This window comes from Streptomyces sp. NPDC021622 (genome assembly GCF_040640795.1).
GTDB lineage: Bacteria > Actinomycetota > Actinomycetes > Streptomycetales > Streptomycetaceae > Streptomyces.
The window spans coordinates 25,703-48,779 of sequence record NZ_JBFACK010000004.1 but is presented as its reverse complement, the minus strand read 5'-3'; the positions used below and the strand labels follow the sequence as shown (position 1 = coordinate 48,779).

Genomic DNA, 23,077 nt, shown 5'->3' with positions numbered 1-23,077 from the left:
CCCCAAGGCGGCACGTGGTTCGTCGTTGACTCCAGTCTAGTGCTGAGTCACCCGGATACCCCGGTGAAGGTGAAGGCGAACTCCGCGGGAGCGGCGTGGAGTTCGTGCGGGGGCAGCACGCCGGGCCCGCAGGACTGCGAACCGATGCCTTGCTGGCCGTGGTCGAGATGGACCCACACGGTGTCGCCGGCGACGAGATCCGTGCGGTACCTGGCCGCGTCCAGCTGCTCCGTCGTCCAGCGCCGCGCCGTGAACCAGAACGCCGGATCGCCATCGACGCGTACGCCGTCGCCGGCGAAGGCGGTCCGCAGCTCGGCCCAGCGGACGTCCGCGCGGGCGCCGTTCTCCTGCGGGCGGACGTAGGGGGTCTGCATCCGGTCGACCGGCATGAAGTGCCTGCCGATGACGGAGGCCGCCGCCGTGTCCGGATACGCCTCGCCGGGCCCGCCGCCGAACCAGTGCGCGTACCCGTACGCGGCGGGAAGGCCGAGCCGGACGCCGAGCCGGGGCAGCGGCACCGGCCACTCGCCCTCGGGCGCCACGGAGACCGTGAGCCGCAGCCGGGAGCCGTCGGACGTCCAGCGGTACACGGTGCGCAGGCCGATGTCGCGCGCGGCGGGCGCCACGCGGGTGCGGACGGTGAGCGCGTCGTCGGTCAACTCGACGGAGTCCAGGCGGTGTTGCATGCGGTGCAGGCCGAGCCCGCGCCAGAGCACGCCGTTGCGCCGGTCGGACTGCCAGGAGGCTCCGTCGTCGTTGTCGGTGGGGGCACGCCAGACGTCCAGACGCGGGGCGGCCCGCAGCGGGATGGAGCCGAGGGTGTGCAGCTCGCCGGTGCGGGCGTCGAAGGTGCCGGGGCCGAGGATGACGCGGCCGAGCGTGACGGGGCCCGTGTCGGGCGTGGGGCGTGCTCCGGTCGCCGGGCGGGTGACGGGGCGCGGCACGACGGGGAAGTCGGCCCGCGCGACGACGTGATCGAGCTTCGTCCAGTTCGTCTCCACCGACACCGCGGCCGTGAGGTGCAGCCGTGTCTCGATGTCACGGGACGCCAACGGCACGTCCGGCAGCTTGAGTTCGACGGATTCGCCCGCCGCGAGGTCCTTCGGCACGGCCAGTTCGCCGCTCTCGCCCGCCGCGTCGTCGTCGCTCACGTACGTCCACTCGAAGCCCAGGTGGGAGAGGTCGGCGAAGTCGTGCAGATTGGTGATCCGCACCGTCCCCGCCGCCCCGTCGTACGCGAAACGCACCGGCTGGATGACCGCCTTGTAGTCCGTCAGGCCCGGCGACGGCGTCCGGTCGGGGAAGAGCAGCCCGTCGCAGACGAAGTTCCCGTCGTGCAGTTCCTCGCCGAAGTCGCCGCCGTAGGCGAAGCCGAACTCCGGGTGTGCGATGCCGTGGTCGATCCACTCCCAGATGAAGCCGCCCTGGTTGCGCTCGTGCGCCTCGAAGAGCTTCTGGTACTCGCTCAGGCCGCCGGGGCCGTTGCCCATCGCGTGCCCGTACTCGCAGAGGATGAAGGGCAGTTGACGGCGTGCGGCCGGTCCGTCGTCGTCCTCCCCGCGGCCGATCCGCTCGACCTCGGCGTGATCGGCGTACATGCGTGAGTACATGTCGGTGTCCGCGCAGGACCGGTCGCCCTCGTAGTGGATCAGGCGGTCGGCGTCCCGCTCGCGGATCCAGCGGGCCATCGCGGTCAGGCCGCGGCCCGTGCCGCACTCGTTGCCAAGGGACCAGATGATCACCGAGGCGTGGTTCTTGTCGCGCTCGACCATGCGGGCCGCCCGGTCCAGGAGGGCGGGCGTCCAGCGGTCGTCGTCGACGGGGTTGGCGCGCCAGTCCTGGACGGTGAAGCCGTGGGTCTCCAGATCGCACTCGTCGATGACCCACAGGCCCAGCTCGTCGCAGAGGTCGAGGAAGGCCGGGTGCGGCGGATAGTGGCTGGTGCGGACCGCGTTGATGTTGTGCTGCTTCATCAGGAGGACGTCGCTGCGCATCGTGGCGTGGTCGAGGGTGCGGCCCGTCTCCGGGTGGAACTCGTGCCGGTTCACGCCCCGGAAGAGGATGCGGCGGCCGTTGACCTTGATGACACCGTCCTCGACGGCGACCGTGCGGAAGCCGATCCGCAGCGGGATCCGCTCGCCCGCCGTGGTGAGCACCCCGTCGTACAGGCGGGGCGTCTCGGCCGTCCACGGCTCGACGGCCACCGTCACCGTGTCGCCGGTCGCGACGTCGATGCCCAGCTCGGGCACGGTGACCCGCCCCGCCACGTCGGACGCGACCCGCAGCGTGCCCGTCCCCGCGCGATGGTCGTACGAGGCATGGGTGAAGAAGTCGAGCGCGCAGCCCTCGGGGCGGTGCAGCAGCGTCACGTCGCGGAAGATGCCCGGCAGCCACCACTGGTCCTGGTCCTCCAGGTAGGAACCGGACGACCACTGGTGGACCCGGACCGCGAGGACGTTGCCGGCACGGCGCAGCAGTTGTCCCACGGCGAACTCGTGCGGCAGCCGGGACCCCTTGAACTCGCCGATGTCCGTGCCGTTCAGCCAGACGCGGGCGCAGGACTCGACACCGTCGAAGCGGAGCACGCTCCCGCCGTCCGCGGGCCAGTCGTCCGGCAGGTCGAAGACGCGCAGGTGGTCGCCGGTGGGGTTCTCGGTCGGCACGCGGGGCGGGTCGACCGGGAAGGGATAGTTCACGTTGGTGTAGGCGGGGGTGCCATGGCCCTGGAGCGCCCAGGTGCCGGGCACGGCGATGTCGTCCCAGGAGGCGGCGTCGTACCCGTCGGAGGCGAAGGAGTCGTCGGTGTCACCGGCGGTGGCGGCGAGACGGAAGCGCCAACTGCCGTTCAGGGAGAGGGAGGCGGCGTCCGACCGCGCGTACCACGCGCGGGGCGGGAGGCAGCCGGAACCGGGGGATACGTCCTCGTAATAGGGGAGATCCATGGTTTCCATCAGACAGCGGCGAGGCGGGGCCTCACAACACTCACACGGCGGGGGTTGTTGGATTCTCGGCGAGCTATTTGGACGAATGACGCGCTGGGTGCGGATTTCGTCGAATGCAGTTGCTCGCTCAGTGGAAATCATCTGAGGCATGGCACTACGGGCGCGATATCGGTAGCCTCCCCGAGTATGACCACCAGCCAGCCGTCCCCGCCCGCGACCCTGCCCGCCCGGCTCCCGCAGACCGGCCGCACCCGCCACAGCAGGCTGCGCGAGCAGGGCGGCCTCGAGCGTGCGGAGCTCGAAGCGATCCTCGACGCGGGATTCGTCTGCCACCTGGGCGTCGTCGTCGACGGCCACCCCATGGTGGTCCCCACCGTGTACGGCCGCGACGACACCCATCTGTATCTGCACGGCTCGGTCGCGAGCCGCAGCATGGCCGCCGACCCGGACGCCGAGATCTGTGTGACCGTGACCCATGTCGACGGCCTGATCCTGGCCCGCTCGGTCTTCGAGCACGGTGTGAACTACCGCAGCGCGATGATCTACGGCGTACCGCGCAAGGTCACAGAACCGGAGCAGAAGCTGCGGGGCCTGCGGCTGCTGACCGAGCACGCGACGCCCGGCCAGTGGGACTACGCGCGGCGCCCGAGCCGCAAGGAACTCGCCGCGACGACCCTGCTCGCCCTCTCGCTGGAGGAGGCGTCCGTCAAGACGAGCGTGGGCCCGCCGGACGACGGCGAAGGACCGGACGCCGCGCTCGGCGTCTGGGCCGGAAACCTTCCCCTGACGGCCAGTTGGGGCACCCCGGTGCCGGACCCGGCGCTCGCCCCGGGCATCGGGGTCCCGCCGCACATCGCGGAGCGCGGCGGGACCCGGCAGGGCTGACAGAGGTCAGCGAGGTCGGCTCACGGCTGCACGGGGGCCTTGCAGCCGTGCGCCTTCGCCGAGCGCTTGGCGAACGCCTTCAGGGCGGCGCGCTCGTAGGCACGGTCGGCGGCGGTGGGCTTGTCCTGCTTGTCGCTGCCGTACGAGTGGGATCCGGAGCCCGGCGGCTCGACCGTGAACAGGGCCCGCTCGCCGCCCTTCTCACACTCCGCGCTCGCCCAGTACCCGCCGAACACGAGGGGCCCGGCCGGGGCCACGCCCAGCATCCGGTCCGGCTCCAGGTAGTCGTGGCGTTCCAGGTAGCCGTACCGCTCGTCCTGCGCGTACGGGCCGTAGAAGGCGCTGAGGCGGTACTGGCCGCTGATGTCCGACGACGTCCGGGGCACCGGCCGCCCTTCCGCGTCCACCGGCCCGGCGCCGACGACGCACATCTCGACGGGCGTCCCGCGCCGCGCGCCCTCCCAGGCCCGCGAGACGGCTGAGCCACGCCCCGGAACGCCCTCGCAGGACGCGGTGGCATCGGCCAGCGGCACGCTCTCGTCCTCGTTCACGTCGAGCGGCACCGTACGCGGACGCTTGCCCAGGTCGGCGTCGCAGCCCCAGTGGGCGGAGGCGTTCGCGGCCGTGGCGGTGGCCGTCCGGGCGAACGCGGTACGCACCGCAGGGTCCTCGGCGCCGGCCCCCTCGTCCTCGGCCCTGACCGTGACGAGCAGTCCGCCGCGGCCACGCGCGCAGTCGAGCAGGACCGAGGTGGTGGCGCCGGCGCCGGAGAATCCGTCGCCGGCGGCGAAGGTGCTGTTCCACCCCTGGCCGAGCGCGGCAGGCGGCAGCACGCCGCCCACGTTCGGATACACCCCGCCGTCCTGCCCGAGGTAGTCCTCGCGCCGCTGCTGCCGCGCGGCGGGACCGTCGTCGTCCTTCGCACGCCGCTCCGGCACCGCGCGCACACTGACCTCGAGCGAGCCGTGCCGCGTTGGCTTGCCCGTGCCCACTTCGACCTTGCGCAGCAGCGAGCACTCCACCCGCAGCGAGGCGTCGGCGAGTTCGCCCTCCGTGCGGTTGTCGGTGTCGGGGCCGTCGTCGTATGGCCCCTCGCCGAGCACGTCACGCACCTCGGCGGAGGGCAGCACACCGTCGCAGGCCCCGTCGATCTGCCGCTGCGTCGCCCAGCGGTCGTAGCCCCCGCCGAACCAGAACCAGCCGCCCGCGAGCAGCGCGAGGGCGAGCACCGCCCCGGCCGCTGCGGTCAGCTTCCGTCCCGCGCCGGACCGCCAGGTCAGCCCTGCCACTCCTCCACCTCTCCCATGATCTTGGTGTTCCGGCAGTGCGTACGCCGCGGCCAGCCGTCCTCCGCCGCCAGATAGCGGTCGAGCACGGCACGCGCCTGTGCGGAGAGCCGCCGCCGGTCCTTCTTGTCGAGGACGACCGTGTCCTCGTACCGGAAGTTGAAGGCGGGCACCACCGAGACACGGTGGTAGGTCGGCCCGGCGTCGCACGCCGACCGTGCCCAGAGCGCGAGCCGCGGGTCGTCGCCCGACGACTCGATCCTCAACTGCCCGTCGGCGTCGGGCTTGTGGGTGCTCTCGTTGCCGCCCGGCACATCACCGGAGTCGCCATGCCGCTCGTACGCGCCCGTCCCGACGACCCCCGACCAGCTCTCCGCGCTCGCGGCCTTGACCTTCCGCTCCCCGGCCAGGCCCGCGGTGTCGTCCCACTGGCCGGCACAGGAGCCCGCGCGCTCGCTGTACGTCGTGTCGTTGCCGTCGAACCGCCAGCGGCCCGGCGTGAACTTCAGCGCCTTGGGCGAGAACCAGTCGCAGAGCGCGGAGCCGTCGGCGCTCCTGCCCGCCTTCAACGGCTGCCCGCCGCAACCCTGTTCGCGGCTCACCCAGTCGGCGGCGCGCACCGCCGTACGGGACGCGAGGAGCCGATCGCTCTTCGGTACGTCGATGGAGCTGTCGGCCGACGAGGGCACATCCACGGACACCAGCAGGTCCTTCGACGGCCGGACCCGCCCGGTGAGCCCCTTCGGGCAGGACGCCAGGAGGGTCGCCGACACCTGCTCGGGGCCGATGCCCTCAGAGCCGGCGGAGCCGCCGAGCGCGCTGCTCGGCAGCGGCAGCGCGAACCCGCCGCCGGGCGCATCGGCCGGGCCGAGCAGGGCCTCGGCCCGCACCCGGACCACCGGCTCCTCCTCGCCCCACCGCACGGTGCAGTCGAGCAGCGACCTGCTGGGCTGCCCCGGCCGCAACATCGTGCCGTACTCGCGCAGCTCACCCGCGGTGTCGTCCGGCAGCAGGTGGCCCACACCTTCGGGCAGCAGGCCCGCGCACGCCTTCGCCAACCGCTCCTTGTCCGCGGCCAGTTGCTCGGTGTGTGCCACCGACCGCGACACCGCGATCCCGGTGCCCGCGGCGACGGCGAGCACCGTCACCCCGGCGACAAGCAGCCACGTACGCCTGCGGACGTCACGCAGCTTGGGCATGGCGCTCTCCCTCCCCGTGTACATGATCAGGAGAGCGACGCTATCAACCGGTGAACATGCCCTGAGGCGAGGGCTGGAGGGCTGGAGGGCTAGTGGAGCTTCAGCTTCCCGGACAGGAAGCGGTGCGCCACCGACTCGGGGGACTCGCCCAGGGCGAAGGCCCGCGCCTTGATGAGCGCGAGGGCGTCACCGATCGAGCCGCCCGTCTGCTCGGACAGGGCGCCCGCCGCCTGGTGCACCGCGGCCCGGATGTCGGCGCCGCCGTAAAGGCCGGGATCCGCGTCGGGGCCGAGGAGCACCCCCGCGGTCAGGGCCGCGGCGACCTCGCACAGCGCCCCCGACCCGGCGAGTGCCGACGGGGGGTCGAAGACGGTCAGCGCGCCGATGCAGCGCGGCGGAACCGTCAGCGGCAGTGCGGCCACCGAGCTCAGGCCCAAGGCGGCGAGCCCCGAGCCGTAGCCGGGCCAGCGCTCCTCTATGGCGGCGCCCGACACATACACCGCGCTGCCGGCGCGGGCCGCTTCACGCCCGGGGCCCGCGGTCAGGACGTACTCCAGATCCTGGGCGCCGCGCGAAGGCCGGTCCGATGCGGCGACCGCGAGCTGGCTCAGATCGTCGCCCATCAGCGTGAGCGCGGCGCTGAGGGTGCCGCAGGCCTCCGCGACTCCGGCCATGAACAAGGGGCGGCCGACACTCTTGGCCTCCCGGCGCCCGGGGCCGTGGCCGTTCGCCCACTCCCGCACCCGGCGGGCGTAGGACTCCTGGAGGCGGGCCGTGGTCAGATGCCGCTCGGCTACCGCGCGGTGCCGTGCGGCCATCTCCGAGTGGAACACCCGGCCGGTCTCCAGGAAGCGCCGGTCATGGCGCTCGGCGGTCGCCGTCTCGCGCGCGGCGCGGTCGGCGGCCCGAACGGCACGCTGCCAGGCGGCTTCGGCCTGGCCGTCCGCGGACGGCGAACTGCCTTCCATGGCCTTCATGTTCACCAGAATACGGCTCGCGGGGTCAGCCGCCGCCCGACTCGGCGACGTCTTCCATGAGGAGCACGACACCTCCGTTGTGCCCGTCGAACGGAGAGCAGATCACCGAGCAGTCGATGGTTCTGCCGATGCGGTTCACGGCGGGGACGACGACCGGGCCCGCCCGCTTCCCCGACGCGATGCACTCCTGGACGATCTGGCGCAGACCGTCGGTGGGCAGCCCGAAGTCCAGCGCGAAGAACTCCTCGTCGAGGACCTCGTCGGCCCGCAGCCCCCACAGGTCGATCGCGCCGCGGTTCCAGCTCCTGACCCGGCTGTCGGAGGAGAGGACCACCACGCCCGCCGCGATGCTGCTGACCACGCCCTCGAGGAAGGCGCGGGCCTCGTCCAGATCCGTGGAGCGCAGCCGCATCTCGTCGTTCATGGTCTCCAGTTCCTCGTTGCCGGACCGGAGCTCTTCGTTGGTGGTCTCCAGCTCCTCGTTCGTCGACTGGAGTTCTTCGTTGGTGGTCTCCAGCTCCTCGATGCTCGACTGGAGTTCCTCGTTGGTCGTCTCCAACTCCTCGTTGGTGGACTGGAGTTCCTCGTACGCGGTCTCCAGGTCCTCGCGCACCCGCTTGACCTCCGCCTTGAGCTGGGTCGCCAGCGTGACGTCCGTGAAGGTGATGTTGGTGGCGACCGGCAGTCCCTGGCCTCCGGAGATGGGCTGGATGACGATGTCGAAGTACTGCACCTCACTGCCCATGCGCCGCTCCGCCCCGTTCACCCGCAGCGTCCGGCGCTCATGGGTGGCCTGGTCGATCAGGGAGCGCAGTTCGGTGGGCCGGTAGGAAAGCTCCAGATCCTGGAAGGGGCGGCCGATGTCATGGGTCGTGAGGCCGAACTGGCCCCGGGCCTCGTTGTTGATCATGACGACGAGGCCGTCCTCGTCCAGGGCGACGGCGGCGCCCGGAGCGGCGTCGAGGATCAGGTCGCGCAGCTGGCGGGTCCGCGAGACGGCCTGCATCTCGGCGCCCATGCCGGGGCGCATCTTCATGGGGATCGCGGGGTACGGCGGGGTGCTGCCGCCGGGACGGCGCCGGAAGATGCGCTGGCGGATGCTGAGCGCCTCGAACCGCTCGCCGTCGCTCAGCAGCATCTCGGCCTTGCCGAGGAAGAGATAGCGGCCCTCGCGCAGCGCGAAGTGGAAGCGGTCGACGATCTGGGTCTGCGCCTCGACGTTGAAGTACATCAGGGTGTTGCGGCAGACGAGCAGGTCAAGGCGGGAGATCGGGGCGTCCCGGGTGATGTCGTGCCGGCCGAAGATCACCCGGCGCCGCAGATCCGGGCGGAAGACGTACTGACCGCCGTGCCGCTCGAAGTACTTGTCGCGCAGCTCGACGGGGAGCGATTCGAGGTTCTTCGCCGGGTACTGACCCGAGCGAGCGTCGCGCAGCGCCTCCTCGTCGACGTCCGTGGCGTAGATCTTGACGCGGTTCAGGCTCTCCTCGATGCCGAGCGCCTCGGCGAACATGATGGCGAGCGAGTAAGCCTCCTCGCCGCTGGAGCAGCCCGCGCTCCACACCCGGATCTCCTCGTCGGGCCCCAGATCGGCGATCAGCTGGGGGACCACCTCACGCTGCAGGAGCTCCCAGGCGTCCGGGTCGCGGAACACCGAGGTGACGTTGATCAGGATCGTGTTGAAGAGCGTGCGGAACTCGACGGTGTCGGTCTCAAGGAGGTCGCGGTAGTCGGCGTAGTCCTGCGCGCCGACGTCGTCCATCCGCTTGCGGATGCGGCGGCCAAGGGTGGACCGCTTGTAGCCGGTGAAGTCGAAGCCCCGGGCGTCGCGGATGAAGCCGAGCAGGTCCTCCAGGCCCTGGTCGACGGCGACTTCGGGCACCGGCCCGCGCTTGCCGCCGGCCCCTTGCTCGGTGCCGGTGCTCTGCTCGGGCGCTGCCCCGCTCCCGGCGCCGGACGACTTGCTCATCACTGCCTCTTGCTCTCGACGAGTCCGCGGACGGCCGCGGCGATTTCCTCTAGACGGAGTACGAAGTCGACGGAGCCCGTGCCGACCGCCGCCGACGGCATCCCCGCGAACTGCGCGGTCTCGGGATCCTCGGCGATCACGGTGCCGCCGCGCGACTTGACCGCGTCCACGCCCATGGCGCCGTCCACACCGGTGCCGGTCAGCACACAGGCGATGGCCCGCGATCCGTACGCGCCGGCCACCGACTCGAAGAGCAGGTCGGCGGAGGGGCGCACGAAGTGCACGAGCTCGCTGTCCGAGAGGGAAAGGACGCCCTCGGGGCCCACGAGGAGGTGCCGGTCGGGCGGTGCCAGATACACCGTCCCCGGGCGGATGCTCTCGTGGTCCTCGGCCAGCTTGACGTCGAGTTCCGTGCGCCGGGAGAGCACCTCCGCAAGGAGCGTCCGGTGGCGTGGGTCGAGGTGCTGGACCACGAGCACCGGCACCGGCAGACCGGGGCCGAGCGCGCCCAGGAGCGCGCCAAGACCCTGGATGCCGCCGGCGGACGACGCGACAGCCACGACGGCGTACTGCCCTGATGTGTGCTGTTCGGACGTCATATGCCGAGCCTAGTCGCTGCGCGGCGGACCGGCGGGTCCGTGCGGCGCGGCACGGCCTCTTGTCGCCGTTCATGGCATCTGCTTGACTCCGCCCGCCAGAACGCCAGATCGCCAACACACCGGCGGAGGTCGCCATGGAGATCACCCGCAGACGCCTGTTGTCCGCCCTCTCGGCGGCCGGTCTCCTGGCGGTGATCCCCTCAGTGCCGGTTTCCGCCGCCGAAGCCGCCGAGGACAGTGCCCGGCTCATCGCCAACACCGTGGCGGTCTTCGCCGGCACCGCCGAGTCCAACGCCCGCCCCGAGACGGCCGCCAAGCTCGCCGCCGTGGACAAGACCGCGCGGACGAACCTGAAGTCGATGGACGACGCGGCCGACGGCGAGCTGTTCGCCGGTCTCGTGCTCGGCACCGACGAGACCAACCTCAACACGGCATTCAAACGGCTGTACGAGATCGCCCTCGCGACCCGCGCCCCGGGCACCCCCTCCGACCTCTACGGGAACACGGCCGTGCAGCGCCGCGTCATCGACGGACTCGGCTGGCTCCACGAGCGCTACTACGGCGACCAGTCCAAGGGCTACTACGGCAACTGGTTCCACTGGGAGATCGGCATCTCCCAGCACATCAGCAAGACCCTCGCGCTCCTGGTCGACGAGGTGCGGACCCACAGGCCCGGCCTCATCGCCACGTACGTCGCCTCGATGGACGCCTACCTGCGCAACGGCATCGACGGGGACGTGAACCTCGACTCGCGCTTCCACACCGGCGCCAACCTCGCCGACATCACCACCAACCGGATCCTCCAGGGCGCGCTGCTGCCCGACGGCGGCGACGTCCGCATCCGCAAGGCGCTCACCGACCAGCTGACGGTCTTCGTCACCATCGACCCGTACCACCTGAACCACGGGGTCACGGACGGTTACTACGCCGACGGCTCCTTCATCCAGCACGCCTCCGTCGCGTACACGGGTTCGTACGGCAAAAGCCTGCTCACCCGGGTCGTGCAGACGCTCAAGATCCTCGACGGCACGGGCTTCGCGCAGGGCGATGAGCTGGTGCCGACCGTCCAGAAGTGGGTGCGCGACGGCTTCGCGCCGCTCATCTTCGAGGGCTGGATGATGGAGATCGTCAAGGGACGCGCGGTGTCGCGTCCTGACGGCGGCTATATGGATGTCGCGGTCGTCGTCGAGGCCGTCGTCGACCTCTCCTCCCTCTCCACCGGCGCGGACGCCACCGCCCTGAAGAGCTACGTCAAGCACGTCCGGGCGACCTCGCGCATCGCCCTCAACCCCACCGGCTTCGTCTCCCCGGTCAGCATCGTCCGCTACGCCGACATCATCGGCGACGCCTCGGTGCCGCCCGCCGACCTCAACCCCGCGGCGCGCAGCGTCGCCTTCAACGCCATGGACAAGACCGTGCACCGCAGGCCGGGTTACGCCTTCGCGCTTGCGCGCAGCTCCGACCGGATCAGCAAGTACGAGTACATGAGCGGCGAGAACCTCATGCCGTGGTTCCAGGGCGACGGCGCGCACTACCTCTATCTCTCCGGGCAGGACCAGACCCAGGCGTACGGCGTCGACTACTTCACCACGGTCTCGCCGTACGGCCTCGCCGGTGTCACCGCGCCCGTCGAGCGGCGCCGCACCGTCCCCGAGCTGTACGGGAAGCCGTACTACGACAACCCCGGCCACCCGCTGAACTTCACTTCGTCCTCCGAGTCGCAGAACAAGTACGTCTACTTCCCGCGCGGCACCGAAGGGCACTCCGGCGGCGCCGTGCTCGGGGCGTACGGGGCGGTTGCGATGGTGCAGTCGAGCGATGTCGCCCACCGGGACCGGGAGCTGCTGCCCGATGACTTCGTGGTGTACCGCAACGCGACGGCGACGAAATCCTGGTTCCTGCTCGACGAGGAGATCGTGGTGCTCGCCGCGGGGGTCGGCGACGAAGCGGGACGTGCCGTGACGACGACGGTCGACGCACGCACCGCGGCGCCGGACGACCAGGTGTCCGTCACGGGGATGCTGCGTGACGGCCGCCCATGGACCGGCGCGGGCACGGGCGACCTGTCCTGGCTGCGGTACGCCAACGCCACACAGCGCACCGCCGTCGGCTACGTCTTCCTGGACACCCCGAAGGTACGGGTCGCCCTCGACCGGGTCACCCGGAGCCGCCGGGTCGTGCGCACCGCGAACCCGGACACGCCCGTGACGCGCAACGTCCTGGGCGTGACGGTGGACGGCGCGGCCGGTGCCCAACCAGCGCGCCTGGCCTACGCATTGGTGCCGAACGCGGCCGATGCGGCGCTGCGGTCGTACGGCTCGGGGCGGCCGCTGAAGGTCCTCGCGAACACGGTGCGGCTGCAGGCCGTCACGCACACGGGCCTCGGCCTGACGGCCGCGAACAGCTTCACCGCAGGGCGCCACGAGGCCGCCGGCGTACGGCTCGACGGCCCCTCCTCCGTGCTGGTGCGGCGCACCGGGCGCGGCGCCGAGACCACGGTCGCCGTGTCCGACCCGACCATGGGCCGGGACACGGTGAGCGTCCTGCTCCGCGGCCGCTCGCTGCGGGAGGTCACGGCCGACGACGGCGTACGCGTGCGCCGCGTGCCGGGCGGAACCCGCATCGACGTGCGGACCCGGCACGCGTACGGGCGCAGCTTTACGGTGACGCTGCGCTAGCTAGTCCTCGACGGTGACGGCCCCCACCGGGCACGCCCGGACCGCCTCACGCACCAGGGGGTCGCCGCCGCCGTCCTCGCGTCCTGGCAGCACCTCGCTCAGGCCGTCGTCGTCCTGGGTGAAGACGCTCGGCGCGGTGAGCGCGCACATGCCCGCGCCAACGCACCGTTCCTTGTCCACATGGACCCGCATGCTCATCTCCCGTATCTCCTGTCGGTCACCACGTCACGGGGAGTTCCAGCATCCCCTGGATGGTGTCGCCCGGCTTGAAGGGAATCTCCGCCGCGGGCACCGCGAGGCGCAGCTCCGGCATGCGCTCGAAGAGGCTCCGCAGGGCGATCTCCAGCTCGGCGCGGGCCAGATTCTGGCCCAGACACTGGTGCACGCCGAAGCCGAAGGCGAGGTGGTGGCGGCTCGTGCGGCGGAAGTCGAGTTCCTCCGGGGTGTCGTAGGCCGCGGTGTCGCGGTTGATGAGGGAGGTGGAGAAGACGACGCCGTCGTGCGCGCGGATGGTGTGGCCCGCGACGTCGATGTCCTCCTTCGCGACCCGCAGCATCCCGTCCGCGATGGACAGGAAGCGCAGCAGCTCCTCGACGGCGGCCGGCACCAGGGCCTGCTCGGCGCGGAGTTCGGCGAGCTTCTCCGGGTGCTGGAGGAGTGTGAACGTACCGAGGGAGATCATGTTCGCCGTGGTCTCGTGCCCCGCGACGAGCAGCAGCGTCGCCAGGCTGAGCAGCTCGCCGCGGTCCACGGCGCCCGCTGCCAGCTGCCGCTGGACCAGCTCGTCGAGCAGGCCGTCGCCCGGTGTGCGCCGCTTGTGCTCGATCAAGTCGTCGAAGTAGGCGTCGAGTTCGTCCCGTGCCCGCTGTACGTCATCGGCGTGCGGGCCGCGCAGCAGCCGCCGGGACTGCTCCTCGAAGAAGTCGTGGTCCTCGTAGGGCACCCCGAGCAGGGCGCAGATCACCATGGACGGCATCGGCAGCGCGAACGCGCCGACCAGCTCGGCCGGCGGCCCCTGTTCGGCCATGGCGCCCAGGAGCCGGTCGACGATCTCCTGGATCCGGGGCCGCAGCGCGGCGACGCGCTTGACCGAGAAGCTGGGGATCAGCATGCGGCGCTGGGCGTTGTGCACGGGGTCGTCGACGCCGAGCAGGGCGACGCGGCGGTTGCGGACCTGGGCGAAGCGTTCGGTCGGCGCGGGGAACGCCTCGTTCTCGCGGTCGGTGGAGAGCCGTGGATCGGCGAGCAGTGCGCGGGCGACGTGCTGTCCGGTGACCGCCCAGACGGAACGCCCGTCGAAGAAGGTGACCCGGGAGAGCGGCCGCTCCTCGCGCAGCGGTTCGTAGGCCTCGGGCGGGTGGTAGGGGCAGGTGCGGTCTTGGGGGAAGGAGATGGGTGTGGCTGCGGCTGAGTCCGTCATGGATGTACCTCACAAGCGGAGAGGCTCCCTTTTCCGGATCCCATTAGATGCCTGGGGCATCTAGTTCGTACACCGCAAGACAGGCCAGATGGGAGGGGTTTCGGCGGCTGCGACTGGCCGGAATCGCTCCGTCCGCTCAACCTTCTTGCGTCCGCACCTCCTGGCGCACGCCCAGGCGTACGGGCGCGTCACGGGGGTGTGCGGTCCGGAGGAGGGCTTGATGGGCGCGCAGGGCGGGCAGGTGTTCGTCAGTTCGTCTCGTCCGCGACCCGTGAGGTGGAAGGGCGCGTGCCCCACGGAATCGCTACAGTCCCTCCATGCACATCCCCGCCTTCGTCGATATGCGACCCATTGGGCGATGCAACCTCAATTGTCCCTTCTGCTTTGGTCCGCGGCATGAGGTCCCCTCCATGTCCCGGGGTGACGCGCTCAAGGTCGCGGCCGCGCTGAAGGACGGGGGCGTGCGCGGCGTCGTCATCTCCGGGGGTGAACCGACCTTGCTCCCCTATCTCGACGAGCTCGCCGCGACGCTGCGCGAACCCGACGCGTACGGCGCATCGCCGAAGGTCGTCCTGAGCACCAACGGCCTTGCCCCGCTGCGGGCGATGGAGCGGGTGCTGCCCAGCCTCTCCTGGATCGCGCTGCCCCTTGAGTCCGCCGATGCCCACGAGCACCGGGCGCTGCGCACGGGCGTCGCGCCGCACCGGGAGCGGGTGCTCGGCCTGCTCGGCGAGGTGCGCAGGAATCACCGGCATGTCCAGGTGAAGCTCGGCACGGTCGTGACCAGGTTGAACATCGCGGGGGCGCCCGGCGTCCTGAATCTGATTGAGGACTCCAGCCTGCCCGACGTGTGGAAGGTGTACCAGATGTCCGAGACCAATTACGGTGCGGACAACCGGGACTGGCTCTCCCTCGGCGACGAGGAGTTCGAGGACGTGGTCCACCGGTGCGAGGACGCCGCCCGTGAGCGCGGTGTCGCCCTGCGCGTGTACCGCAACCGCACCCGTAAGGGCAGTTACTTCTTCATCGATCCCGACTGCGAGGTCGTCGTCATCGACGAGTGCGGCGAGCGGCGGATGGGCAACTTCTTCGACCGGCTCGCGGAGACCTCCGAAGAGCTGCCGGCCGCGGTCGAGGGATCCAAGAACATCGAGAATTTCACCGGCACTTACCCGGACGAGTGAGAGGGCCGCCATGACGACACAGGTACGCGTAGGGGTCCAGGCCATCGTCCGGGCGGGCGGCCGCGTGCTGCTCGGGCTGCGGGCCAACACCTTCGGACACGGCACATGGGGGCTGCCCGGCGGCCATCTCGAAGTGGGCGAGTCGCTGGCCGGTGCCGCCTGCCGGGAGCTCGAGGAGGAGACGGGGCTGCGCGCGATCGGCACCCGCGTCGCGTGTGTCACCGATCCCGACCCGGCGGCCAATCACCACATGCAGATCGGCGTGGAGATCCTGGACTTCGCCGGTGAGCCCCGGGTCAGAGAGCCCGAGCGGTGTGTGCGCTGGGAGTTCTGGCATCTGGACGCGCTGCCGGACGCGGTGTTCGTGGGATCGGCGGGGGTGCTGCGCAGCGTCAGGGGCGGCGCTCTCCATCTTCCGTGACGCCTCTGCCGGCTACTCCCGCATCGACTTGAGGTAGTCGAGGGACTGCGCGCGCACGGCGTCCCGCAGCGCCATCTTGTGCTGATCCTCGTTTGCCTGGAATTGGATCAGCGTGCTCGCCAGCTCCCACTGGACCTCGAACTCGGCCCGGCTGTCGGCGTAATACCTGCTGTCCCTGTGGAACTCCACCTCGAACACATTGAATTTGCGCCGGGTCCGGCGTTCCGGGTTGGAAGTGATGTACGGCTCGAAGAATCCCTTGTGCGTCGTCAGAAGCGTCGATCCGGGGATGTCGATGTGGGTGATGCGCAACTCGACCTGACCGGGATATGTCTGCTCCAGCGAGCGGTAGGAGTCGAGTACCGGAAGAAACGTCTTGTCGTAGTAATCGCTCGCCACGACGATGTCGACGATGTTGTCGGAGTTGGGCCGCTCCGCCGTCGCGTCATGCTTGGTGAACATGGCGAGGGAGTTCCAGGGGCTGCTGATGATGGCGTAGAAGTAGCTGCCCTGGTTCAGGGCATGGATCAGCTGGGGATGGAATCGCCGCAGGTCCTTCAGGAAGAAGGACGCACCCGCGTGCGCGACCAGCCTGATCATGTTGCGCTCGCGCCTTATCGCCTTCCCCTTGGTCATGTTGCGGGCCGAGCTCTCCTCAGGTGTGTAGACGCGTTCGATGGCGTACGGGAGTTCGTCGGACGGGGCCGAGTCGCCCCGCATGTCCGCGAGCGCGGCGCGCAGTTCGAGCGTCTGGGAGTGGTCACTGCCCAGGGTCCTCGCGGCCTTGGCGGTGGCGTCGTCGAGCAGGGCCACGGCCTGCTGCCTGCGCGACGTGCAGAGGTCCGTGCCCTCGGCCGCCTCGTACTCCGCGGCGGCGAGGGCCGCCTGGGCGATCAGCGTCTGCTGGTGTTCCGAGCCGAGCAGCGCGACCGCCCGCAGGTGGGCGATCTCCAGCTCGCCGAGCTGCTCCTCGGCCTGCTCGTCGTTCTGCTCGGCCATCGCCACCCGGAACCTCGCCTCGGCCAGTGCGGACCGGGCGGCGATGGCCTTGGGATCGTCGTCGCCCTTGAGGCTGGTGATGAACCAGTCCACTGATTCGGCGAAGTCGGGTATGGCGCGCCTGAGTTCGGCGATGTCCCGGCGGTTCGATGCCGCCTCCACGCGCACCCAGTCGGCGGTCAGGCGGGCCTCCGGGTCGGCGCCGTAGGACCGCCCCAGTACGGCGACCGCCTTCTGCGCCCAGACCGCCGCGTCCTCCGGATGCCCGGCCCGCAGGCTCGCCGCGCTCAAGTTGGCGAGGATCCTGCCGAGTTCGGGCGCGGCCCTGCGCTGTGCCCGGTTCAGCGCGTACATGAGGACCATGCGGGCCCGGTCGAGATCGTCGTGCTCCGCGAGCAGCGAGCCCAGTTCGTTCCAGGTGTCGGGGGCGAACATCTCCCTGTCCGCTTCGACGATCTCCATATGACGCAGCGTCACGTCGGCGAGGGACAGCGAGCGCTCCGTCATGCCGAGCGCGAGGAGCAGCTGGGCGAGATTGATGTGCTGTCGGGCGGAGTCCCAGAGGAGCGCGTGCGGCCCGTCCGGACTCGTGAGGCGTTTCACGTAGCCCGCGAGTGATTCCTTGAGGTCCGCGCGGGCGTCCCCCTGCGCCTCGAGTGCACGCTCCGCCGCCTTCAGCGCATCACTGATGCTGTTGATGGTCGTCATGTCCCCTCCAGGGGCCGCCCGCCTGCGCGGCTTCCTCGTCAAGGCCGGTGGTTCCAGCGCAGGTTCACGTAGCTGGACACGCCGGCCTTCTTCAGGCCTTCCCGCACCGTGTGGTCCTTGCGGGCTGCCGCTTCCGCCTGCGGATCCTGGAGGACCGTATAGATCCGCTCGGACTCGGAGAGCGGCCGTGCGGGCTCGGGACGGAACCTGAAGGAGTCGAACCGCCGCACCGCCTCGTCGATCACACCGGCGAAGAGCGTGTCCTGCGGGGCTTCCGTGGCGGCGGGCCGCGCGACGATGAGGCCGAGGACGACCGAAGGGCGGTCGGGATCGAGCTCCTCCCGGTCGACGGGGCTGCCCACGAACTTCTTCACGTTGCCGCACGAACCGTCCTGCCGGAGCAGATGGCAGCTGACGGCCTGGTCGTCGTGCGTGCTCTGATAGATGACCGAAACGTCGCTCACGGTTCCCCGCAGCTCGACGCCGTTGCCCGGCGGCCGGTGCGCCGCCCGCCACGGTTCGCCCCGTCGCGCCGCGTCGAAGTTGATGCCGGGCAGCGGCACTTTCTCACCCTTGCCGAAGATGATCTTCACGAGGGCCATGTCGGTGAGGGGGTCGCAGTCCTTCACCTCACCGGCCAGGCGCCTGCCGCACGCCAGCCGGACCACCACCGGTCGCAGCCGCGCCTTGCGGTCGTCTCCGAGGCAGTGCGCGGCAGTCAGGGCGAAATACTTGGTCAGGCGCACGCCGGATGCGATACGACGGTTTCCCCGGAGTATTTGGATCAAGTGTGTGGGGTGCGTCATGGGTTCGTCCCCCCGTCCGATCCCAAGAACGAATCGCGCAATTGCGCGTGGAACATGCAATGATAGCCACTCACGCCTCCGGGCCGGGAGTAATCGCGCAACAACTCGTCTCAGGGCCCGAGTTGCGGAGATCTTTTCCCGTGCACCTCCTTGCGCAGAATGCTCAGGAACTCATGGTCCGACTTCTCTGATTCCTTCACGTGCCGGATGAATTCCCGCCACAGCTCGTCGGATTCGGCCATTCGGGCATAGCCGCCCTCCTGGTTGTCCCACTCCTCCCAGGCCGCTATCCACGCCCGCATCGCCCGGAACGTGGCCAAGTGCGCCTTGAGGACCGGGACCGAGGCGTAGATCTCGAGCCGCGCCGCCAGGACATCGGCGTCGGTCAGCGCCGCACCGGTGCCGTCCGGCCAGTCCCCGGTCCTGCCCAACTCCCCGCGCAGGCCACCAAGTCGGCGCACGACGACCATGGCCTCCTCGTAGACATCCATGCGCCTGGACCAGACGCGGCTCTCACGCTCGCGCCGGTCCGTCGCGCGCTGGGTGAACCACGCCCCGGAGAAGGAGGCGAGAGCGCCCAGGCTCATCCCGATGATCGCCGCCGCGGCCGGACTGAGTGTCACTCCGGCATCATGGCGCCCGGAAGCGGGCCGAGGTAGCCGTTGTACGGCAACAACCCCTGGCCGGAGCCGAGTTGGAAGGGCGTATCGCATGGCCGACCATGACCTCACGGGATTCACCCGGGGTCTCTTCACGCACGAGGGCACCACCCGCAGGGTTCTGCGGCGCGGGGAAGGACCCGCCGTCATCGTGATGGCGGAGATACCCGGCATCACGCCCAAGGTCCTCGCGTTCGCCGAGCAGGTGGCCGCCGTCGGCTGCACGGCCGTGCTCCCCGTGCTGTTCGGGAAACCCGGGTTCGACCCCGACCCCAAGACCCACGGGCAGCTGAAGGCAGGGCTCTACACGGCGTCGACCACCCTGAAGGTCTGTGTGAGCCGGGAGTTCACCCTGCTCGCCACCGGCCGCAGCTCACGCGTGGCCAGCTGGCTGCGCGCCCTCGCCGCGCACGAGCACGAGCGGTGCGGCGGCCCCGGGGTCGGCGCCGTCGGCATGTGCCTCACCGGCGGCTTCGCCCTGGCGATGGCCACCGACGAACGGCTGCTCGCCCCGGTCCTCTCGCAGCCCTCGCTGCCGCTCGCCGTCAACTCCCGCCGTGCCTGCGGCATCGACATCTCCGCCGACGAGCTCGCCGTGGTGAAGGGCCGCTGCGAGCGGGACGGCCTCCGGGTGCTCGGGATGCGCTTCCGCGGCGACCGGCTGGTTCCGGGCGACCGTTTCGCCTTCCTGCGCGAGCAGCTGGGCGACGCGTTCACCGCCGTCGAGATCGACGACAGCGACGCCAACCCCGATGGCGTCCTGCCGCCGCACTCCGTCCTGACCGAGCACCTCATCGACGAACCGGGCCAGCCGACCAGGGCCGCGCTCGACGAGGTCCTCGACCTCTTCCGTACGCGACTGCTCGCCCTCAAACCCCCGCCACGTCCCCTTGCCGCACCGCCCGCGGCGTCGCCCCCCACCAGCGGCGGCAGCAGCGGTTGAGGGCCGACTGTTCGGAGAGGCCGAGCAGCAGGGCGATCTGGCCCAGCGGGAGGTCGGTTGTCGTCAGGTAGCGGCGGGCGGCGCCGCGGCGTTCCGTGTCGATGATCCCGGCGAACGTCGTGCCCTCGTCGCGCAGCCGCCGCTGCAGGGTCCGCGGGTGGACCTTGAGGAGCCGGGCGACGGTGTCGATCTCGGGCGGCGCGGTGCCCAGCGAGCGCGCGACGACGGCGCGGACACGGCCGACCACGTCCGTGCGCTCCCTGAGCGACTGCTCGTCGAGATAGGCGAGCGCGAGGCGGCGCAGCTCGGCGTTGGAGCCGCCGAGCGACCGGTCGGCCAGGCTCAGCGGCACACGGAGCAGCGCCGCCGGGCGGTTCCCCTTCACGGGTACGCCGAAGAAGTCCTCGTACGTGGAGAGGGGGGCCGGCAGGGGGTGCGGCAGCTCTACGGAGCCGAGCCCGTAAGGGTGACCGACGAGATAGCCGATCGCCCGGTGCATGAAGCCGAGGGAGAGGTCGATGCCCTGGGGCGGCGCCTCGGCGCCCTGGAGAACGCCGTCGCGCACGCCGTACCGCAGCGCCGCCACGCCCGGAGTGCCGTACGGATCGGGCTCCAGGCTGAGGCTCAGCGAGCGCGCGTGCACGAAGAGGTAGCGCGTGGTGCACTCCAGGGCGTCCCCGAGGGTCGCGGAGTTCTGGATGGCGAGGGCGAGGGCGCCGAGCATGCCCAGGTCCTGCCGGGCGGCGATCCGCAGGCCCAGATCCGGGCAGCCGAGATCGGCGGCGGCCAGCTCGAGCACCGTGGCCATCGCCTCTTCGGGGACGAGCAGATCGTCCGTGTCGAGCGCGGCCGTCGGGCAGCCCGCCTGCCGGGCATAGGCCTCGGCGTCACCGCCCAGCTCCGCCACCGTGGCACGGAAGCCCCGCAGCCCCGCCGATCTGATCACGGACATGTCGTACAGGGTCAAAGATCTGTCGTCCCGGGTCAATTCCTGGCGGGTGTGCTTCCGGACACTGAGGACCATGACGCAAAGCGCAGACTCCAGCTCCCCAAGCTCCGGCACCGCAGGCTCCGGGGCACCGGCCGAGCACATCGACGTCGTCATCGTGGGCGCGGGCCTCTCCGGTGTCGGCGCCGCCTACCGGCTGCAGACCGAGTGCCCGGAGCGCTCGTACGCGATCATCGAGGCGCGGCAGTCCATGGGCGGGACGTGGGACCTGTTCCGCTATCCGGGCGTGCGCTCGGACTCCGACATGTTCACGCTGGGCTATGCCTTCAAGCCCTGGCGCGACGCGAAGGTGCTCGCCGACGGCGGGTCCATCCTGAGCTACATCAGGGAGACCGCCGCGGAGTTCGGCATCGACCGCCGGATCCGTTACGGCACCAAGGTCGTCGCCGCCGACTGGTCGAGCGAGACGGCGCGCTGGACCGTGACGCTGGAGCGCACGGACGAGGACGGCCACCGCACCCCGGCCACCGTCACCTGCGATTTTCTTTACTCCTGCGCGGGCTACTACAACTACGACCAAGGGCATACCCCCGAGTTCGAGGGCGTCGACTCGTTCTCCGGGGCGGTCGTGCACCCGCAGTTCTGGCCCGAGGACCTCGACCACGCCGACAAGCGGGTCGTGGTCATCGGCAGCGGTGCCACCGCCGTCACGCTGGTGCCCGCGATGGCACAGAGCGCCGCGCACGTCACCATGCTGCAGCGCTCCCCGACCTGGATCGGCTCGCTGCCCTCGCGGGACCGCCTTGCCGACGGCATCCGTGCCGTACTGCCCGCGGGCGCGGCCCACCGGGTCGTACGGACGAAGAACATCCTCTTCGCCATCGGCCTCTACCAGTTCTGCCGCCGCAGCCCGAAGGCGGCACGGCGCGTGCTCACCGGCCTCAACAAGCGCATCGTCAAGGACGACCGGCTGGTCGCCGACCATCTGACCCCGGCGTACGACCCGTGGGACCAGCGGCTGTGCGCGGTGCCCGACGCCGATCTGTTCAAGGTCCTCAAGACGGGCGCGGCCGAGATCGTCACCGACCACATCGACCGCTTCGTGCCCGAGGGCATCCGCCTGAAGTCCGGCCGTGTCCTGGAGGCCGACGTCGTCGTGACGGCCACGGGACTCCAACTGCTCGCGTTCGGCGGCATCTCACCCAGCGTCGACGGCCAACCGGTCGAGCTGAAGCGCCAGTTCGTGTGGCGCGGCGCGATGCTGACCGGCGTACCCAACTTCGCGGTGTGCATCGGCTACACCAACGCCTCCTGGACACTGCGCGCCGACCTCACGTCCCGTCTGGTGTGCAAGGTCCTCAACCACATGCGGGAGAACGACTACGCGGCGGTGGAGCCGACACCGACGGGCGCCCTGAACGAACGCCCGCTGCTCGACCTGGCCTCCGGATACGTCCAGCGGTCGATCGACGCCTTCCCCCGGCAGGGCGACAAGAGCCCCTGGAAGGTCCGGCAGAACTATGTGCTCGACGCGGCGTCGACGCTGCGGACGAACCTCCGCAGGACGCTGGCGCCGACGCCGGCGGCAGCGGTGCGCCGGGCGCGGGCGGCGGCGGAGACCGAGCGGCCTCGGGAGGAGGCCGCTCGGTGACCGACTGCGGCTCGGGCGGGAACGGCGGGTTCAGCGCGCCCGGAGAACCGACAAGGCGGCGCTCCGCCTCACATGGCCTCCGCCTCACATGGCCTCCGCCTCACATGGCCTCGGCCTCAGATGGCCTCGCGAATAGCCCGCTCGAAGCCCTCGACGTGGCTGCGGGTCAGCCGCGCCGCCTGGTCCGGGTCGCCGTCGACGATCGCCTTCAGCAAGGGGTCGTGCTCCACGACGTGCCCCGTCATGCCGGGCAGCCGGTCGATGAACAGGCACCAGATGCGCGTGGCCAGGTTGTCGTGGCGGACCAGGGTGTCTTCCAGGTACGGGTTGTGCGTGGCGGCGTAGATCGCGCGGTGGACCTGGAGGTCGAGGCGCATCAGTTCGTCCGGGGCGTGGGGGCGTGAGTCCACGCCGGCCAGCTCCCGCCGGAGTGCCGTCAGGGTCGCCCGGTCCGCGGCCGTGGCGCGCCGCGCGGCCTGGGCGGCGGCCAGCGGCTCCAGCTCCTGGCGCACCTCTGAGATGTGGGCCAGGTCGGTGATGTTGACGTCGGTGGCGAAGGTGCCGCGCCGGGGGTACGTCGTGATCAGGCGCTCGTACTGGAGCCGCTTGAGCGCCTCGCGCACCGGGGTCCGCCCGACGCCGAGGGACTGTGCAAGCTGGTCCTCGTTGATCGGCGCCCCCGGACGGATCTCGAGCATGACGAGCCAGTCACGGATGGCGCGGTAGGCGCGTTCGGCAAGGGACAACTCCTCGCCCTTGGGCGCGGTGTCCAGCTGCTCCATGAGAATCCCCCTTGCCGAAT

19 protein-coding genes are annotated in these 23,077 nt (G+C 70.8%); 6 read left to right on the top strand and 13 right to left on the bottom strand.

The window, feature by feature from the left end; genetic code table 11:
- Positions 1–47: 47 nt before the first annotated feature.
- Positions 48–2,942 carry a glycoside hydrolase family 2 TIM barrel-domain containing protein gene (locus tag AB0G47_RS10635; protein ID WP_360766735.1) on the bottom strand — a complete coding sequence of 965 codons (2,895 nt, stop codon included), beginning with the start codon at positions 2,940–2,942 and terminating at the stop codon, positions 48–50.
- 186 nt (positions 2,943–3,128) lie between these two features.
- Here AB0G47_RS10635 and AB0G47_RS10630 point away from each other — a divergent pair, with 186 nt between their 5' ends.
- A complete protein-coding gene (locus AB0G47_RS10630; RefSeq protein WP_360766732.1) occupies positions 3,129–3,827 on the top strand; it encodes a pyridoxamine 5'-phosphate oxidase family protein in 699 nt (232 codons plus the stop codon).
- Positions 3,828–3,847: 20 nt separating this feature from the next.
- Here the strand turns inward: AB0G47_RS10630 and AB0G47_RS10625 are convergent, their stop codons facing one another.
- From AB0G47_RS10625 to AB0G47_RS10605, 5 genes are all read right to left on the bottom strand, one after another.
- Positions 3,848–5,116, bottom strand: coding sequence for a hypothetical protein (locus tag AB0G47_RS10625; protein WP_360766729.1), 1,269 nt, complete (start codon positions 5,114–5,116; stop codon positions 3,848–3,850).
- Positions 5,104–6,312 carry a hypothetical protein gene (locus tag AB0G47_RS10620; RefSeq protein ID WP_360766726.1) on the bottom strand — a complete coding sequence of 403 codons (1,209 nt, stop codon included), beginning with the start codon at positions 6,310–6,312 and terminating at the stop codon, positions 5,104–5,106. The genes AB0G47_RS10625 and AB0G47_RS10620 overlap by 13 nt, the downstream gene beginning before the upstream one ends.
- 89 nt (positions 6,313–6,401) lie before the next feature.
- Entirely contained in the window at positions 6,402–7,289 is an 888-nt protein-coding gene (locus tag AB0G47_RS10615) for a GAF domain-containing protein (RefSeq protein WP_360766724.1), read from the bottom strand.
- A gap of 25 nt (positions 7,290–7,314) precedes the next feature.
- Positions 7,315–9,258 carry a CheR family methyltransferase gene (locus tag AB0G47_RS10610; RefSeq protein WP_360766721.1) on the bottom strand — a complete coding sequence of 648 codons (1,944 nt, stop codon included), beginning with the start codon at positions 9,256–9,258 and terminating at the stop codon, positions 7,315–7,317.
- Positions 9,258–9,857 (bottom strand): chemotaxis protein CheB, encoded by a 600-nt coding sequence (locus tag AB0G47_RS10605; protein ID WP_360766718.1) that lies wholly within the window; start codon positions 9,855–9,857, stop codon positions 9,258–9,260. The genes AB0G47_RS10610 and AB0G47_RS10605 overlap by 1 nt, the downstream gene beginning before the upstream one ends.
- 134 nt (positions 9,858–9,991) lie before the next feature.
- Between AB0G47_RS10605 and AB0G47_RS10600 the strand changes: the two genes are divergently transcribed.
- Positions 9,992–12,535, top strand: a complete 2,544-nt coding sequence (locus tag AB0G47_RS10600; protein ID WP_360766715.1) for a polysaccharide lyase family 8 super-sandwich domain-containing protein — start codon at positions 9,992–9,994, stop codon at positions 12,533–12,535.
- Here AB0G47_RS10600 and AB0G47_RS10595 read toward each other — a convergent pair whose 3' ends face one another.
- Together AB0G47_RS10595 and AB0G47_RS10590 are read right to left on the bottom strand one after the other, a co-directional pair.
- A complete protein-coding gene (locus AB0G47_RS10595) occupies positions 12,536–12,727 on the bottom strand; it encodes a ferredoxin (protein WP_360766880.1) in 192 nt (63 codons plus the stop codon). It abuts the gene before it with no gap.
- A 25-nt stretch (positions 12,728–12,752) separates the two neighbouring features.
- A complete protein-coding gene (locus tag AB0G47_RS10590; protein WP_360766713.1) occupies positions 12,753–13,955 on the bottom strand; it encodes a cytochrome P450 in 1,203 nt (400 codons plus the stop codon).
- A 317-nt stretch (positions 13,956–14,272) separates the two neighbouring features.
- On the opposite strand from AB0G47_RS10590, the gene AB0G47_RS10585 reads away from it, so the two are divergent.
- Together AB0G47_RS10585 and AB0G47_RS10580 are read left to right on the top strand one after the other, a co-directional pair.
- The gene (locus AB0G47_RS10585) at positions 14,273–15,139 is read left to right on the top strand and encodes a radical SAM protein (protein ID WP_360766710.1); all 867 of its coding nucleotides are present in this window, start codon (positions 14,273–14,275) and stop codon (positions 15,137–15,139) included.
- A gap of 10 nt (positions 15,140–15,149) precedes the next feature.
- The gene (locus AB0G47_RS10580; RefSeq protein WP_266871671.1) at positions 15,150–15,560 is read left to right on the top strand and encodes an NUDIX domain-containing protein; all 411 of its coding nucleotides are present in this window, start codon (positions 15,150–15,152) and stop codon (positions 15,558–15,560) included.
- A gap of 12 nt (positions 15,561–15,572) precedes the next feature.
- Here the strand turns inward: AB0G47_RS10580 and AB0G47_RS10575 are convergent, their stop codons facing one another.
- From AB0G47_RS10575 to AB0G47_RS10565, 3 genes are all read right to left on the bottom strand, one after another.
- Complete coding sequence (locus tag AB0G47_RS10575) at positions 15,573–17,267, bottom strand: hypothetical protein (RefSeq protein WP_360766706.1); 1,695 nt, start codon at positions 17,265–17,267, stop codon at positions 15,573–15,575.
- Between the two features lie 38 nt (positions 17,268–17,305).
- On the bottom strand, positions 17,306–18,013 hold the full coding sequence (locus AB0G47_RS10570; RefSeq protein ID WP_360766703.1) for a serine protease: 708 nt from the start codon (positions 18,011–18,013) through the stop codon (positions 17,306–17,308).
- Positions 18,014–18,183: 170 nt separating this feature from the next.
- On the bottom strand, positions 18,184–18,696 hold the full coding sequence (locus AB0G47_RS10565) for a hypothetical protein (protein WP_360766700.1): 513 nt from the start codon (positions 18,694–18,696) through the stop codon (positions 18,184–18,186).
- Positions 18,697–18,784: 88 nt separating this feature from the next.
- On the opposite strand from AB0G47_RS10565, the gene AB0G47_RS10560 reads away from it, so the two are divergent.
- Positions 18,785–19,675 (top strand): dienelactone hydrolase family protein, encoded by an 891-nt coding sequence (locus AB0G47_RS10560; RefSeq protein ID WP_360766697.1) that lies wholly within the window; start codon positions 18,785–18,787, stop codon positions 19,673–19,675.
- Here the strand turns inward: AB0G47_RS10560 and AB0G47_RS10555 are convergent.
- On the bottom strand, positions 19,602–20,627 hold the full coding sequence (locus AB0G47_RS10555; protein ID WP_360766694.1) for an AraC family transcriptional regulator: 1,026 nt from the start codon (positions 20,625–20,627) through the stop codon (positions 19,602–19,604). The genes AB0G47_RS10560 and AB0G47_RS10555 overlap by 74 nt on opposite strands.
- Before the next feature lie 70 nt (positions 20,628–20,697).
- On the opposite strand from AB0G47_RS10555, the gene AB0G47_RS10550 reads away from it, so the two are divergent.
- On the top strand, positions 20,698–22,275 hold the full coding sequence (locus AB0G47_RS10550; RefSeq protein ID WP_360766692.1) for an NAD(P)/FAD-dependent oxidoreductase: 1,578 nt from the start codon (positions 20,698–20,700) through the stop codon (positions 22,273–22,275).
- Between the two features lie 116 nt (positions 22,276–22,391).
- Here AB0G47_RS10550 and AB0G47_RS10545 read toward each other — a convergent pair whose 3' ends face one another.
- On the bottom strand, positions 22,392–23,057 hold the full coding sequence (locus AB0G47_RS10545; protein WP_360766689.1) for a GntR family transcriptional regulator: 666 nt from the start codon (positions 23,055–23,057) through the stop codon (positions 22,392–22,394).
- Positions 23,058–23,077: the final 20 nt, after the last annotated feature.